The sequence below is a fragment of the uncultured Sulfitobacter sp. genome (assembly GCF_947499945.1).
Classification (GTDB): Bacteria; Pseudomonadota; Alphaproteobacteria; order Rhodobacterales; family Rhodobacteraceae; genus Sulfitobacter.
The window spans coordinates 1,613,907-1,629,499 of sequence record NZ_CANMQD010000001.1 but is presented as its reverse complement, the minus strand read 5'-3'; the positions used below and the strand labels follow the sequence as shown (position 1 = coordinate 1,629,499).

The 15,593-nt window shown below is 54.8% G+C and carries 13 protein-coding genes; 6 read left to right on the top strand and 7 right to left on the bottom strand.

The annotated features are described in order from the left end of the window. Window positions 1-46: 46 nt before the first annotated feature. A complete protein-coding gene (locus tag Q0775_RS08100) occupies window positions 47-1,132 on the bottom strand; it encodes a polyamine ABC transporter substrate-binding protein (protein ID WP_298859095.1) in 1,086 nt (361 codons plus the stop codon). 224 nt (window positions 1,133-1,356) lie between these two features. Between Q0775_RS08100 and Q0775_RS08095 the strand changes: the two genes are divergently transcribed. From Q0775_RS08095 to Q0775_RS08075, 5 genes are all read left to right on the top strand, one after another. Continuing rightward, window positions 1,357-2,754, top strand: a complete 1,398-nt coding sequence (locus tag Q0775_RS08095; protein WP_298859093.1) for an aspartate aminotransferase family protein — start codon at window positions 1,357-1,359, stop codon at window positions 2,752-2,754. A gap of 204 nt (window positions 2,755-2,958) precedes the next feature. Next, window positions 2,959-4,059 carry an ABC transporter ATP-binding protein gene (locus tag Q0775_RS08090; RefSeq protein ID WP_298859091.1) on the top strand — a complete coding sequence of 367 codons (1,101 nt, stop codon included), beginning with the start codon at window positions 2,959-2,961 and terminating at the stop codon, window positions 4,057-4,059. Between the two features lie 118 nt (window positions 4,060-4,177). Beyond that, window positions 4,178-5,284, top strand: coding sequence for an extracellular solute-binding protein (locus Q0775_RS08085; protein ID WP_298859090.1), 1,107 nt, complete (start codon window positions 4,178-4,180; stop codon window positions 5,282-5,284). 176 nt (window positions 5,285-5,460) lie between these two features. Continuing rightward, window positions 5,461-7,065, top strand: coding sequence for an ABC transporter permease (locus Q0775_RS08080; RefSeq protein WP_298859997.1), 1,605 nt, complete (start codon window positions 5,461-5,463; stop codon window positions 7,063-7,065). Between the two features lie 11 nt (window positions 7,066-7,076). Beyond that, a complete protein-coding gene (locus tag Q0775_RS08075) occupies window positions 7,077-8,255 on the top strand; it encodes an ABC transporter permease (RefSeq protein ID WP_298859089.1) in 1,179 nt (392 codons plus the stop codon). On the opposite strand, the gene Q0775_RS08070 is transcribed toward Q0775_RS08075, so the two are convergent. Beyond that, on the bottom strand, window positions 8,244-9,443 hold the full coding sequence (locus Q0775_RS08070) for a lytic murein transglycosylase (protein ID WP_298859087.1): 1,200 nt from the start codon (window positions 9,441-9,443) through the stop codon (window positions 8,244-8,246). The genes Q0775_RS08075 and Q0775_RS08070 overlap by 12 nt on opposite strands. A 64-nt stretch (window positions 9,444-9,507) precedes the next feature. Further along, a complete protein-coding gene (locus Q0775_RS08065; protein ID WP_298859085.1) occupies window positions 9,508-10,227 on the bottom strand; it encodes a YafY family protein in 720 nt (239 codons plus the stop codon). A gap of 99 nt (window positions 10,228-10,326) precedes the next feature. Here Q0775_RS08065 and Q0775_RS08060 point away from each other — a divergent pair, with 99 nt between their 5' ends. Beyond that, window positions 10,327-11,022: a glutathione S-transferase family protein gene (locus Q0775_RS08060; protein ID WP_298859083.1), complete on the top strand. Its 696-nt coding sequence runs from the start codon at window positions 10,327-10,329 to the stop codon at window positions 11,020-11,022. Here the strand turns inward: Q0775_RS08060 and rnr are convergent. The 4 genes from rnr to dapE are packed head-to-tail and all read right to left on the bottom strand — an operon-like array spanning window position 11,019 to window position 15,439. After that, the gene (gene rnr / locus Q0775_RS08055) at window positions 11,019-13,274 is read right to left on the bottom strand and encodes a ribonuclease R (protein ID WP_298859995.1); all 2,256 of its coding nucleotides are present in this window, start codon (window positions 13,272-13,274) and stop codon (window positions 11,019-11,021) included. The two genes, Q0775_RS08060 and rnr, sit on opposite strands and share 4 nt — an antisense overlap. 37 nt (window positions 13,275-13,311) lie before the next feature. Beyond that, complete coding sequence (locus Q0775_RS08050; RefSeq protein WP_298859081.1) at window positions 13,312-13,884, bottom strand: TIGR04282 family arsenosugar biosynthesis glycosyltransferase; 573 nt, start codon at window positions 13,882-13,884, stop codon at window positions 13,312-13,314. Further along, window positions 13,881-14,297: a GNAT family N-acetyltransferase gene (locus Q0775_RS08045; protein WP_298859079.1), complete on the bottom strand. Its 417-nt coding sequence runs from the start codon at window positions 14,295-14,297 to the stop codon at window positions 13,881-13,883. The genes Q0775_RS08050 and Q0775_RS08045 overlap by 4 nt, the downstream gene beginning before the upstream one ends. Further along, complete coding sequence (gene dapE / locus Q0775_RS08040; RefSeq protein WP_298859992.1) at window positions 14,294-15,439, bottom strand: succinyl-diaminopimelate desuccinylase; 1,146 nt, start codon at window positions 15,437-15,439, stop codon at window positions 14,294-14,296. The genes Q0775_RS08045 and dapE overlap by 4 nt, the downstream gene beginning before the upstream one ends. Window positions 15,440-15,593: the final 154 nt, after the last annotated feature.

Genomic DNA, 15,593 nt, shown 5'->3' with positions numbered 1-15,593 from the left:
CGTGGCGAAAGGGCGGCACCGTCTGGTGCCGCCCTCTCTTTTAGAATCAGGTGCCAGACTTGATCTTGGTCCAAGTCCGCGTCACGACACGCTGCACCTTGGGCGGGTAGGGCGTCGTGGTGAACAAATTGTCCAGCGTCGCCGCATCAGGGTAGATCGCGGGATCGCCGCTCACGTCTTCTACAAGGAACTCCTGCGAGGCCTCGTTGCCATTGGCGTAATAGACATAGTTTGATGCCGCCGCCATATTCTGCGCGTCCATTATGAAGTTCAGAAATTTGTGTGCGCCGTCAACGTTCGGTGCATCCACTGGAATGGCCATCTGGTCAAACCACATCTGTGCGCCCTCTTTAGCGGCGTGATATGCGATTTCGACACCGTTCTCGGCCTCTGCTGCACGGTCACGTGCCTGAAGGATATCACCGGACCAGCCTACTGCGACACAGATGTCACCATTCGCCAGCGCCTGAATATACTCAGAGCTGTGGAACTTCTGGATATAGGGACGGATTTTCAGCAGAACATCTTCGGCCTTGGCGATGACTTCTGGATCATGGCTGTCTGGGTCTTCGCCAATGTATTTCAGCGTCATTGGGATCATTTCAGCAGGTGCATCAAGGAAGTGCACACCGCAATCACCCAGCTTGGACATGTTGTCAGGGTTCAGGACCAACTCGAGTGAATCAATCGGGGCGTCGTCTCCGAGAATCTCTTTTACCTTACCAACATTCACACCGATGCCCGTGGTGCCCCACATATAGTTTATGGAGTAGGCGTTTTCCGGATCATACTGCTCTGTACGGCTGGAAACGACATCCCACATGTTGGAGATGTTCGGCAATTTATCCATATCGAGCTTCTGGAATGCACCGGCAACGATCTGACGCTGGAGAAAGGTGCCCGACGGCACAACTACATCATAGCCCGAGCCGCCTGCCAGCATTTTGGTTTCCAGAACCTCGTTGCTGTCGAAAACATCGTAAATCAGTTGAAGGCCTGTTTCTTCTTCAAACTTGGCCAGCAATTCTTCGTCGATGTAGTCGGACCAGTTGTAAACGCGTACTTCTTCGGCAAACGCTGTGCTGGCCATCAAGGCCACCGCTGCGGTGCCCGTCAAAAGTGTCTTAATCATTATGAGACTCCCATAGGTGACGCCGGGTTGGCCCGGCATTGGCGGGATTGTGATCAAATTTTACACGTCTTGCCAAGTTGTTTCATCACGCAAGGCCGTCGTTGACGGCATTTTGTTCACAAATTCAGCGCTCGCAGAACCTTGTTGCGGAGTGTTTGATTGACCGCGCAGAAATTTGATCATATTTTGATCGCAGCCAAACTCCATCCTGATAGGGGCCTTTCATGACAATCGTTTCGAACCATCTGCCAACTGCCGAATTGCAGGCGCTCGACGGGGCGCATCACATGCATCCGTTCACCACCAACAACGAGTTGAAGGAACGTGGCGCGCGCGTGATCACCAGCGGCAAAGGCATCTATCTGCGCGACAGCGAGGGAAACGAAATCCTTGATGCCATGGCAGGTTTGTGGTGCGTCAACCTCGGATATGGTCGTGACGAACTGGTCAAAGTTGCAACGCGTCAAATGCAAGAGCTGCCGTTTTACAACACGTTCTTCAACACCACTCACACGCCCGTCATCGCATTGGCGGCCGAGTTGGCAAAGTTGGCGCCTGAAGGGTTGAACCATGTGTTCTTTGCCGGATCAGGCTCTGAGGCGAATGACACAAACCTGCGGATGGTACGGGTCTATTGGGCCGAAAAAGGTCATCCCGAGAAATCCCATATCATCAGCCGTTTGAACGGCTATCATGGTTCAACTGTTGGATCAGGCAGTTTGGGCGGTATGACGTACATGCACGCACAAGGCGGTCTTCCAATTCCCGGCATCCATCATATCGGTCAGCCTGATTGGTATGCCGAGGGCGGTAGCCATACCCCCGAAGAGTTTGGTCTGCTGCGTGCGCAAGAACTAGAGGCAAAAATCCTTGAACTGGGCGCTGAGAAAGTCGCGGCCTTTATTGCGGAACCTGTGCAGGGCGCTGGTGGTGTGATTGTACCGCCCAGCACCTATTGGCCTGAAATCCAGCGCATTTGTGACAAGTATAATGTGTTGATCATCGCGGATGAGGTCATCTGTGGCTTTGGCCGCACGGGCAACTGGTTCGGCTCCACCACCATGGGGATCAAGCCGCATATTATGACCATCGCAAAAGGCCTCAGCTCTGGCTATGTGCCTATTGGCGGATCGATCGTCTGTGACGAAATTGCCGAAGTGATCAACGCAATCGAATTCAACCATGGCTACACCTACTCAGGACATCCCGTTTGTGCGGCAGTTGCGCTCGAAAACCTGCGCATCATGCAAGATGAGAAGATTTTGGATCACGTAAACAATGTTGCGGCCCCCGCATTACGCGCTGTTCTAACCCAGCTTGGAGAGCATCCGCTGGTGGGTGGTGTGAACGTCTCGGGGATGATGGCGTCCCTGCCCCTGACACCCCACAAAGAAACACGTGCGAAATTTGCGATGGACACAGGCACCGCAGGTTTCATGTGCCGCGAGCGGTGCTTTGCCAATAACCTGGTGATGCGCCATGTGGGTGACCGAATGATCATTTCTCCCCCGTTGGTAATCACGCCAGAAGAGCTTGATGTATTTCACACCCGCGCGAAACTAGCGCTGGATGAGACATATAAGGCGCTCAAAGACGGCGATATGCTCAAAGCTGGATCATAGGCTGACCGGTTTGGGCGCGGCAAATCGCGCCCAAACCAGCCACGTTAAAGGGCAATAGGCCTGTATCTGTACAAAATTTAGGTAATCTTCCTTGAATCTAAAAGATTCATGCGGTTTTGATGTTATCCAGTTGCAAACAGATGCATGCATGCGTTTAGTTTGCGCCAGTGTTGATAATAATAAAGTCTACAGGGAGCCATAAATTTGGCCGATACCAAAAGCACCGACGCATTCGTCGAGTTTGAGCGCGTACAAAAAAGCTATGATGGCGAAAACCTTGTCGTCAAAGATCTCAACCTCAGCATGCCAAAGGGCGAGTTTTTGACAATGCTTGGACCATCAGGTTCGGGCAAGACGACGTGCCTCATGATGCTGGCAGGTTTCGAGACAGCAACGCATGGCGATATCCGCCTGAGCGGCACGTCGATCAATAATATCCCGCCACACAAACGCGGCATTGGTATGGTCTTTCAGAACTACGCCTTGTTTCCGCATATGACCGTTGCTGAAAACCTGTCATTCCCGTTGGAAGTTCGTAAAATTGGCAAGTCGGAGCGTGAAGAAAAAATTATGCGCACACTGGGCATGGTTCAAATGGAGGATTTCGCAGGACGCAGACCCGCGCAATTGTCTGGTGGACAACAGCAGCGGATCGCTCTTGCCCGTGCTCTGGTGTTTGAACCCGAGCTGGTTCTGATGGACGAGCCGCTTGGCGCTCTGGATAAACAGCTGCGCGAGACGCTTCAGTTTGAAATTACGCGGCTGGCGCACGACCTGGGGATTACTGTGGTCTATGTAACCCACGACCAGACCGAAGCCCTGACCATGTCAGACCGCGTCGCCGTGTTTGACGATGGCCGCATCCAACAGCTTGCTCCACCGGATCAGCTTTATGAATCCCCCGAGAACAGTTTTGTTGCGCAGTTTATCGGTGAAAATAACACTCTCGACGGTGTTGTAAAAGAGATCAAAGGTGGCGTCGCCATGGTACAGTTGGACAGTGGCGAGCTGATCCAAGCCAAACCGATCAACGTGACAAAGGCAGGAGAGCGCACCCGCGTTTCCATACGCCCAGAGCGTGTCGAATTTGACAAATCACGTATGCAAGACGGTGCGTTTACCCTGAAAGCAGAAGTGCTGGAATTCATCTATATGGGTGATATTTTCCGCACGCGTCTGCGTGTTGCAGGGCGTGACGATTTTATCGTCAAAACACGCAACGCGCCCGATCAGATTCGCCTCACACCCGGCACCCAAATCGAAATCGGCTGGTTGCCCGAAGATTGCCGCGCCTTGGACGCATAGCGTCCACTCCGCGTGTCATATCGCGGCGCGTCACCGCGCCGTGATCTATAAGAGGTGGCGACTAACCCCGTTGTTGCGACCTTGGAATACAAAAACGGGATAAAACTGGGAGAGACTAATGAACCTCACAAAAACACTGATGGCATCCACTGCACTTACTGTTGCGGCTGGCATGGCACATTCGGATGGCCACATGGCATCCGAGATGACAATTGTATCATGGGGCGGTGCATACTCCGCTTCACAGCAGAACGCGTATCACACACCTTACTCCGAAATGACCGGCGTAAAGATCATCAACGACGAATCCTCTGCCGAGGCCGTGTCTAAACTGCGCGCGATGAACGAAGCGGGCAATGTGACATGGGACGTTGTTGACGTTGTTGCATCCGACGCTCTGCGTTTGTGTGACGAGGGTCTGGCGATGGAAATCGACCCTGATACACAGCTTGCAGATGCGCCTGATGGCACAAAAGCATCCGAAGATTTCGGCGACCTGCTGGTTGGCGACTGCTTCATCCCACAGATCGTGTATTCCACAACTGTTGGCTACCGCACCGATCTGGTTGGCGACACGCCTCCAACCGACATCTGCGCAATCTTTGACACCGATGCCTATCCAGGCAAACGTTCGCTTGAGAAGCGTCCGATTGGTAACATGGAATGGGCTTTGTTGTGTGACGGCGTAGAAAAAGACGCGATCTATGACGCTCTGGCGACCGAAGAAGGTCAGCAGAAAGCACTCGATAAGCTTGCAACCATCAAGGACGACGTTGTCTGGTGGTCCGCTGGTGCCGACACACCGCAACTGCTCGCCGATGGCGAAGTTGTAATGGGTTCCACATACAACGGTCGTCTCTTCTCGCTCATCGTTGAGCAGAACCAGCCTGTTGCAATGCTCTGGGACGCACAGATGTTCGACCTTGACGGTTGGATCATACCAACAGGCCTGTCCCCTGAGCGTCAGGCGCGTGCACTGGACTACGTCATGTTCGCCACAGACACACAGCGTCTGGCCGATCAGTCCAAGTACATCGCATACGGTCCTGCACGTAAATCCTCCGCTCCATTGGTGGGCAAGCACGCAGAGTTGGGCATCGAGATGGCAGAGCACATGCCAACTGATCCAGAGAATGCAAAGAACACGTTCTTGTATAACTACGAGTTCTGGGCAGACTACCGTGACGACATCGACGCCAAATTCCAGGCGTGGTTGGTTAAATAAGCTATCGTTAGCTTCAAGGAGGGGGCCCATCGTGGCCCTCTCCACACTTTGATATCAGGCACTTTGCCACTTAAGACCAAGCCGATGGGGACACCATGAGCGACGCACCAACAGCCCAAACAGCATCATCATCCGCCGCAGAAGCGCGCATCGCCGATGCCGCCTATACTGGGCCAATGCTTGCCGCCGATGGCACGCCGCTGAAGAAATCGCTCAACCGTGCGCTGAGATTGCAAAAGATGCGCGCGCTGGCGCTGATCGCGCCTTTGCTGATCTTTGTTCTGGTTACATTCATCGCACCGATTGCAGACATGCTGTTCCGCTCTGTCGAGAACGAAATTGTATCTGAGACCCTGCCTCGCACCACCACCTTATTGGCTAATTGGGATGCAAAGGGCACCGAAATTCCAGACGAGGCCGTTTTTGAGGCGCTTTATGACGACATGTTCTATGCCATCGAGGCAAAGGAACACACCAAGCTCGGTGGCCGCCTCAACTATGAGCTGACAGGCATGGCATCGCTGTTCCGCAAGTCGGGCCGCAAAGTCGAGGATATGGGCGAGGTCTATCAAGACCAGTTCGAAGGTCTCGATGCTTTTTGGAAGACTGGTGAAAACTGGAACAGCTTTATGGGGAGCGATGAATGGCTCGCCTCAATGGCAGGCTGGACAAAAGCAGATGGCCGCCAACCCAAATTCAAACTGCGCGAAGGCATGGCAGATGTTCTGCCTGCAACCACCGCGACCTATCTGAAATACGCTGCCTTCACTCAGAATGAAGACCAGAAAAACCTCTATACGACTGACCCATGGGCGATTGTATACTCCTCGCTTCACAAAGACCTGACAGGAGAGAACGCACTGGCCGATTATGCTGGTCCAGCCGCAGAACAACTCAAGGCCGGCGCAGCCGCAGCAACCTCATTCGAGACTGTAAACTTCTCCGAGGCGTTTCTGGACATCGATAAGAAATGGCACGATCTGGACGTTTGGACGACAATCAAAGCCTATAGCCCCAAACTGACTTCGGGGTATTTCCTGAATGCTATCGACATGCAAAAATCTGTGGATGGTGCGGAAATGCGCCCCGAAAATCAGCAAATTTATGGCATCCTGTTCTACCGCACGATGAAAATGTCGGTGATAATCACGCTGTCTTGTATCATGCTCGGCTACCCCGTCGCGTGGATCCTTGCCAACCTGCCTGCACGTCAGGCGAACCTTCTGCTGATCCTTGTGCTGCTACCGTTCTGGACGTCGCTGCTGGTGCGTACATCCGCTTGGAAAGTGTTGCTTCAGGATCAGGGTGTGATCAATGACACGCTTGTCTGGCTGGGCATTGTTGCCACTGATGACCGCCTGGCACTCATCAATAACCAGACGGGCACGATCATTGCGATGACGCATATCCTGTTACCTTTCATGATCCTGCCGCTCTACTCCGTCATGCAAACGATCCAGCCAACGTATCTGCGCGCCGCGAAAAGCCTTGGTGCCACGAACTGGACCGCCTTCTGGCGCGTATATTTCCCACAGTCTGTGCCGGGCATCGGCGCGGGCAGTATCCTCGTGTTCATTCTCGCCATTGGCTACTATATCACTCCCGCGATTGTGGGCGGCACTGAGGGCACATTCATCTCGAACCGTATCGCCTATCACATCTCCAGCTCGCTGAACTGGGGTCTGGGTGCAGCGCTGGGCGCGATCCTCTTGGCGGCTGTTATGCTGCTCTATTACGCCTACGATAAAATCGTCGGCATCGATAACGTGAAACTCGGATAAGGAGCAGACCAATGGTTGCACTCACACCCATCTCGCGCACCGCCCCGAGCTTTTATGTTCCGGTCGTGGCAGCCTTCGGTGCCTTTTTCGGCGTCTTCATCGGAACAGGACAGGGTAGCACGATAGGCGGTGTCCTTGGGGGCGCGATCCTGATGGGCGTTATCGCCTTTGTCCTGACAAAAGTCGCCAAAAATGAACGGGTAAGCCGTTGGGGCCTTACGCTCCTGCTGGCGATTGGTGGATTTGCACTCGCTGGCCTTCCCGGTCTTTTCGTTGGCGCCTTTTTTGGCTGGTTCTTTGGGTTCCTGATCTTCTGGCTCTACGAGGGACGCTACCGTGCGAAGGTGGCCCCTTATTTGACACCTGGTCAGGTTTTGTGGCATTTCTCTTTCCGCACTCTCTGCGGCATGATCTTCTTCTTCCTAATCGCGCCAATCATCATCGTAATGCCGCTCAGCTTTAATGCCGAGAACTTCTTTACATTCACACCAGAGATGCTGCGCTTTGATCCTGCGGGCTACTCGCTCAAGCATTATCGCGACTTCTTTACCAATGACGCGTGGCAGGATGCGGTGAAAAACTCACTCTATATTGCGCCTGTTGCCACGCTCCTATCGGTCAGCTTTGGCACTTTGGCGGCCATCGGTCTCAGCCAACCACATGTGCCCTTCCGCCGCGCGATCATGGCGATCCTGATCTCGCCAATGATCGTGCCGCTGATCATCTCTGCCGCTGGTATGTACTTCTTCTACAGTCGTGTTGGTTTGCAGGGAACGTATATTGGGGTGGTCCTCGCGCACGCCGCCTTGGGCATTCCATTCGTGATCATCACTGTGACGGCGACACTGGTCGGCTTTGACAACTCGCTGACCCGCGCCGCGGCGAACATGGGTGCCAACCCTGTGACCACATTCTTTCGTGTGCAGATGCCGCTGATCCTGCCGGGCGTGATCTCGGGTGGCCTCTTCGCCTTTATCACATCATTTGACGAAGTGGTTGTTGTGCTCTTCGTTGGCTCGGCTGGTCAAAAAACCCTGCCATGGCAGATGTTCACAGGACTGCGCGAACAGATTAGCCCGACGATCCTCGCCGTGGCGACGATACTGGTATTCATCTCTATCTGTTTGCTGACTGTCGTTGAACTCCTGCGTCGCCGCTCTGAGCGGATGCGCGGCATGTCACCGAGCTGATCTAACACGCTCCAACAACGCGGGAGAGGCATAGCCGTCAGGCACCTCTCCCTGCGATACCTGCCAACCCCTCACAGCATTGACCGTTAACGGCCCGATTTTGGCATCTATTTTTTGCGTGTCAAAACCTTGTGCCGTCAGCGCTGTCTGAAGCTCTATCCGCTCATCGTAGGTAAGCGCGCGATCCGGACGCGGCCAATCCCCTCTGAGCGGCCCAGCGCCCGCAATGCGGTCTGCCAGATGTCCAACGGCGACAACATAAGCATCGGCAGTGTTGTATGTCTCGATAACTTCGAAATTCTTGAACACCATGAATGCTGCACCGTCTTTCCCCGCAGGCAGCAGAATCGCCGCCGGCCCATGATCCGGCACAACTTTTCCGCTGGTATCCATAATCCCAAGAGCAGCCCACTCACGCGGATTCTTCAAAATTTCACGATTTGCCAAGAGGTAGTCAAAGCCGGCGGGTATGGTGACCTCTACACCCCAAGGCTGGCCTGTGACCCAGCCGTTATCCTTGAGATATTTCGCCGCAGAGGCGAGCGCATCGCGGGGATCATCGCCCCAGATGTTTCGTTTACCGTCACCGTCCCAATCAACCGCATGGGCAAAAAATGAACTGGGCATAAATTGCGTATGGCCCATCGCCCCCGCCCAACTGCCCCGCAGGTTTTCGACATCTGTTTCGCCAATACTCAGAATAGTTAGCGCCGAAATCAACTGATACCGAAAGAACGCAGCGCGCCGCGCGTCATAGGCCAGCGATGCCATGGAAGTCAGGACAGGGTCGGTACCGCGAAAGGTGCCATAGGCACTCTCAAGCCCCCAAATCGCCGTGACGATCTCTGCGGGAACGCCATATTCTGCTTCAATCGCAATCAGGGCTTTTCGCTGCTGCTTCAGCGCAGCCTTGCCATTGCTAATGCGCAAATCAGATACTGCTGTCTCAAGGTAATCCCAAATCGTTTTCGTGAATTCCGATTGGTTGCGATCACGCTCAACTACCTTTGGCGAAAACGTGACTTTGGCCATACTCGCATCGTAAACCTGCGCCGAAATGCCAGCAGCGAGCGCGTCAGCGCGAAAATCCGCAATCCACGCCTGTAGTCCTGCATTGCTGCGCTCCGTCGATTGGGCGCACAATGGCGCCGCGGCAAGCAGAAGAAGAAAAACCGGAATAGCGCGCATTTTATTACCCTTTCTTAAATCAATTGCTTCCAATCTAACGCCAATATGGTGACGCGAAAAGCAATCAAACTTCCGCTACGCGGTCTTTAGCCCGTCGCTCATCCTCCGCACGCAACCGCTCCAGAAAGTCGCGCAGCATCGGCACGCGGCGAGGTCTGAAATGAGCCTCCGTCACAGCAAAATCATGCATCCGATCGAGGCGGAAAGCGCGAAAATCTTGGCGGAGGTGGCACCACGCAAGCAGCATGTGGGCATTCTGCATAAACACTATACTAAGCGGGTCTACCTGCCGCTTTGAGGCTGCACCCTTTGCGTCCTCATACTGAAATTCGACAGTTGCCTCATCCCAAGTCGCGGCGCGTAGAGCTTTCACGTTAATCTTTGGTTCTGTGGGTCGAACAAAACGGCGGGCATCCAGAACGGCATGTTGCAGGCGATGTGTTTGGCGGGCTGGCAGTCGCGCCTTAAGCTTTGCCAGCGCGGTGCGGGCGGCCGCTGCCAAAGCAGGGTCGCCTATCACGTCCACTTCACGCAGGCCCAGCACCAGCGCTTCAAGCTCGTCATCGGTAAACCCCAATGGCGGCAAAGCAGCATCTTCGATCAGCGTATAGCCAAACCCCGCTTCCCCGTCGATCACAGCGCCCAAGCCACGCAGGGCATCAATATCACGGTAGATTGTGCGCAAGGAGACTCCCGTTTCATTCACCAGTGCGGAAGCCGTGACAGGCGCAGGCAAACGGCGGAGCGTTTGCATGAGTTGAAACAAGCGGTGCGTGCGGTTCATGGGTCTCTCCCCTTTATGTGCCAACCTTCGCACAGGTTGCTGTCATTTTCTGTCAGCAATGCCTGGTAAACAAGTCTCAATTCACAGAAAGGGATACCCATGATCACGCTTTACACATTCGCCTCCGGATTCGGGGAGTTCAGCTATAGCCCGTTCTGCACAAAAGCAGGGTATCTTTTGAAGATGTCGGGAACACCATGGGAGCGCAAAGACCTTCATGATCCGCGCAAGATGCCCCATGGAAAGCTCCCCGCTATCGCACTCGACGATGGTACCATCGTGCCGGACAGCGACAATATCCGCGCCCACCTTGAGGGGCTTGGCCATGACTTTGATGCAGGTCTCACTTCCCGTGACCGCGGAATTTCCCGCGCATTTATCCGCATGGCCGAAGAGCACATGTACTGGCATCAAGTTCATGATCGTTGGGGAGATGAGGCGAATTGGGCGATCATCCGCAAAGAGTATTTCGATTTCCTGCCTGCGCTCATCCGCGGATTTGTCACGTCCAAACTGCGAAAAGACCTTATAAAGACCATGCACGGTCTTGGGTTGGGCCGGCTCACGGGACCAGAGAGACTAGAGCGTATTGAACCAGACCTTCAGGCCATTGCTGCGCAACTCGGAGAACAGGACTTCTTGTTTGGCGACACGCCAACGGCGGCGGATGCCAGTGTAGGGGCGATCCTTGGTGGGATCATTGGAGCACCTGCACCCACACCTCTGTCACAACGTGTGGCAGATGATCGAGTTCTGAGCGCCTATATCGCCCGTTGTCGCGAAGCGATGGGTTAGCGTCGGCTTCGGGTAACTTTCCGCTTGGTCGCAGCTTTCTTACCTTTCGCCTTTGCCCCCTTGCGGCGGGGGCTGCGGCCTGCAGGGTTATGACGGCCCTGAGGCATTGCCTCGCCTTCGATCTCAAGCAGTTCCAGCGCAATCCCACCCGTCACTGGTGTCACTTCGGACAGGCGCACGGTGACTCGCTGACCCAGACCGATGGTCATGCCCGTATCGGCCCCCATAAGCGTGCCAGCATCGGCATCGTGGTGAAAGTACTCTCGTCCGATATTACGCATGGGGATAAGGCCATCGGCACCCGTCTCGTCCAATTTCACAAAGGCACCAAAGCGGGCAATGCCGCTGACCCGCCCTGTCATCTCGTTGCCCACACGCTCTGACAGGTACGACGCGAGATAGCGGTCCGTCGTGTCACGCTCCGCAATCATGGAGCGTCGTTCGGTGTCCGAGATATGCGCACCAGTCGCCTCAAGATCGTCGATGTCATGTTGCGACAGCCCGTCCTTGCCCCAGCCATGCGCAGTGATAAGCGCACGGTGCACGATCAGGTCCGCGTACCGGCGAATGGGGGAGGTAAAGTGCGCGTAGGACCGCAGTGCCAAACCAAAGTGCCCAATCTGATCCGCGCCATAATAAGCCTGAGTCATTGAGCGAAGCGTGGAGATATTGATCAGTTCCGAATCGTCACTTCCTGCCGCCTGCTCAAGCAATCTGTTTAAATGCGCCGTTTGCAGCACTTGGCCCTTGGCCAGCGTATATCCTGCTGCGGCAGCCGTTTCACGCAGCGCATCAAGTTTCTCTGGCGTAGGCTCTTCGTGGGTTCGAAAGAGAAGTGGGGTTTTCTTGGCGATGAGTGTCTCGGCAGCGGCGACATTGGCCAGCACCATACATTCCTCAATCAAACGGTGTGCATCCAGCCGCAGACGAAAATTGACGGAGCGAACTTTACCATCATCATCGAGTTCGATGCGCCGCTCTGGTAGATCAAGATCAAGCGGTTGGCGGCGCTCTCGTGCCGCGACCAACGCGCCATAAGCGGCATAAAGGGGCTTCAAAACAGTCTCTAACAACGGTTCGGTACGCTCGTTCGGCTTACCGTCAATCGCATCCTGCACTTCTTCGTAATGCAAGCTTGCAGGAGATTTCATCAGGCCGCGGTGGAAATCGTGGGTGATTTTGTTGCCCTCGGCATCGAGCACCATGCGCACGGCGATACAGGCGCGTTCCACCCCCTCATGCAACGAGCAAAGGTCGCCTGACAAACGGTCAGGCAACATTGGCACCACGCGATCAGGGAAGTAGGTGGAATTGCCACGTTTACGTGCTTCACGGTCCAGCGCGGATCCCGGCACAACATAAGCAGATACGTCAGCAATCGCGACCCAAAGGATATGACCCCCTTTATTGGCCGGATCAGGATCAGCCTCGGCAAAGCACGCATCGTCGTGGTCACGTGCGTCAGATGGATCAATCGTAATTAATGGCAGTTCGCGAAGGTCCTCGCGCCCTTTCAGGCCCTTAGGTTCTGCCGCGTCGGCTTCGGCAATGACATCGTCGGGGAAATCATCGGGGATATTATGCTGGTGAATCGCAATGAGTGAGACCGCCTTGGGTGCGGAAGGATCACCCAACCGCTGCACGATGCGCGCGCGCGGCAGGCCCATCCGGCCTTTGGGACCTGCAAGTTCAGCCTCGACCAACTCCCCATCCTTGGCACCACCTGTGAAGTCAGACGGAACAGCCCACTCTTTGTCTGCGCCTTTATCGATAGGCTGAATACGGCCGCCCTCGGCATGCTTTTTGAATATACCGATAATCTTTTTCGGATTGCTGCCAATGCGTCGAATGAGACGCCCCTCATAATGATGCGTTTCACCCTTTACCAAAGTCAGTCGCGCCAGAATGCGGTCACCCTCACCCAGCGCAGGATCAGCGGCGCGGGGGATCATCAGAACCACAGGCTCCACACCCTCACCGCCCCATTCCATCGGTTTGGCGTATAGATCACCATCTGCATCAGGTCCGGTAACCATCAGCACGCTGACGGGCGGCAGACGCTCGGGGTCGCTATAGGATTTCTTGCGCTTTTCCAGATGGCCTTCGGCCTCCAGCTCTTTGAGGATCCGCTTGAGATCAATGCGCGCAGCCCCTTTGATGCCGAAGGCTTTTGCGATGTCACGCTTGGCCGTCAGAGTGGGGTTTTCCTCGATCCAGTCGAGCACTTCTTTTTTGGTTGGGATATTGTTCATGGTGGTGGAGGTAGCACGCGCATCGAGCCGCGTCACATTATTTTAAGTCCGCAACTGTATCCACGTCATCGAGCGTCGCAACAAAAGCAATGCGGTGATCTGCCAACGTTACCACTGTATCGCTAAGCGCGTATTTCGTTGACCAACGTACATTGGCGAAGATGTTTGGGGGAATTGCACGGACCCGCCGCAATCCGATAAGCCAATAACCACCGTCAGGAGCAGGGCCAAACACTGCGTCATTATGGCCCAGCGCCGCAAAAGCCTCGGCAATGCGTTTGGCGTTAATATCAGGGATATCACCACCTATCACACAGACAGGACCAACGGGTGGTTTGCGTAATGCACGCCCCATTCGGTCCCCCAGATCGCCCTGCCCCTGCGCAATGCGCACCAAATACTGGGGCCAAACCCGTGATACAAGACCTGCACGATCAGGGGAAACCGCCAACACGATATCCCAACGCGGATCGTCGATCCGACGGAGCAATCTGCGCACCTGATGGCGGAACCACCACGCCGCAGCAACCATACCGATATCGCGCCCCAACCGCGTTTTGACACGCCCCGCACGCGGCTCTTTCAGCATGACAACAAGGGTTCGTTTCACAGGGCCTGCTTCATCATCTGGTGCGGCTGGCCCTCATCATCATAAGGTGGATCAAAAGGTGTGAAACCCAGCTTCTCGTAGAACCCAATCGCATGAACCTGAGCGCCAAGGACGACATGCTTAGCCCGCTTTTGTGCGGCCAAGGCCACCGCAGCGTTGATAATATCTGCCCCGAGGCCAATCCCGCGTCGCGACGTGATCACGCAAACGCGACCAATTTTGGCCGTAGTCCCATCTATATACACACGTGCCGTGGCAACGGGCTCATCATCTTCAACCGCCAACAGGTGGTGGCTGATTGCATCCAGATCATCTACTTCCCCCTCCGCAGTATAGCCCTGCTCTTGCACAAACACCTCTTGGCGCAGAGCATAACAGGTCTGGCGGTCCTCGGTCTCGGTGATCTGGATCAAGCGAAATAATCCTGAAGGATGCGGGTATAGATCATCTTGAGTTCGTGAATATGCACGACTTCAACATGTTCATCCACTTGATGCATGGACTGACCCACGAGGCCGAACTCAACGACAGGGCAATGCGATTTAACAAATCGCGCATCGGAGGTGCCACCCGTAGTCGAAAGCTCCGGTATGACGCCTGTCACCGCCTCAACCGCTTTTGACACCATCGTGGACAAATCAGCGGGTGGGGTGATGAAGCTCTCTCCAGAGATTTTCACCTGCGTCTCGATCTGCACGCCGAAAGCCTCGCGAATGGCGGCAACTTCGTTCTCGATCCACTCGCTCAGACTCGCCCCTGAATGCGTATCGTTAAAGCGGATGTTCACCGTTGCAGAGCATTCCGCTGGAATGACATTGGTCGCAGGATTGCCCGTATCCACCGTGACTACAGCCAACGTCGAGCCGTCAAAATGCTCCGTTCCTTGATCCAGCTCGTGACTTGCCAAGCGATCCATGAGGCGCATCATTGGTGGTAATGGATTTTTCGCGCGGTGCGGATAGGCAGAGTGCCCTTGTTTGCCGACTACGCGGAACTTGATCGTCATAGAACCGCGACGCCCGATCTTTATCATCTCGCCCATGGTATTGGGGCAGGTCGGCTCCCCCACAAGGCAGACATCCATCCGCTCCCCATGCTTCTCCATGTACTCCAACAGGGCCAGCGTCCCATCGACAGATTCACCTTCTTCATCGCCCGTGATGGTGATTATAATAGAACCGTCAGGCGGCGTGTTCCGGACAAAATCAACGGCGGCAGCGGCAAACGCGGCTACGCCGGATTTCATATCGGTTGTGCCACGACCGTACATTATGCCGTCTTTTATCTCAGCCCCAAAAGGGGGCATGGTCCATGCAGCCTCGTCCCCGATCGGCACTACATCCGTGTGACCGTTAAAGCCGAAACTGCGCGTGTTCCCTTGGGTACCCCACCGTGCGAAGAGATTGCGGATACCACCACGGTCTGCCCAAGCGCAGGTAAATCCGGCATCAGTCAGAAGGTCATGAAGTACATCGAGCGCACCAGCATCCGCAGGTGTGACCGACGGACAGCGCACCAATGCAGCCGTCAATTCAACGGGATCAATCGGGGATATCTGCGACATAGGAGGCTCCTTTTGGAAATCACCCCCTTTATCCCCGCTGTGGTCAAAAAGCGCCAGCCCTCGCAACCATGCAAAATCCCACTTCATTTATGTCAAAATTGTGGTAGCTTGGTAGTATAATAATTGACCCGAGGCAGGGCCTAAG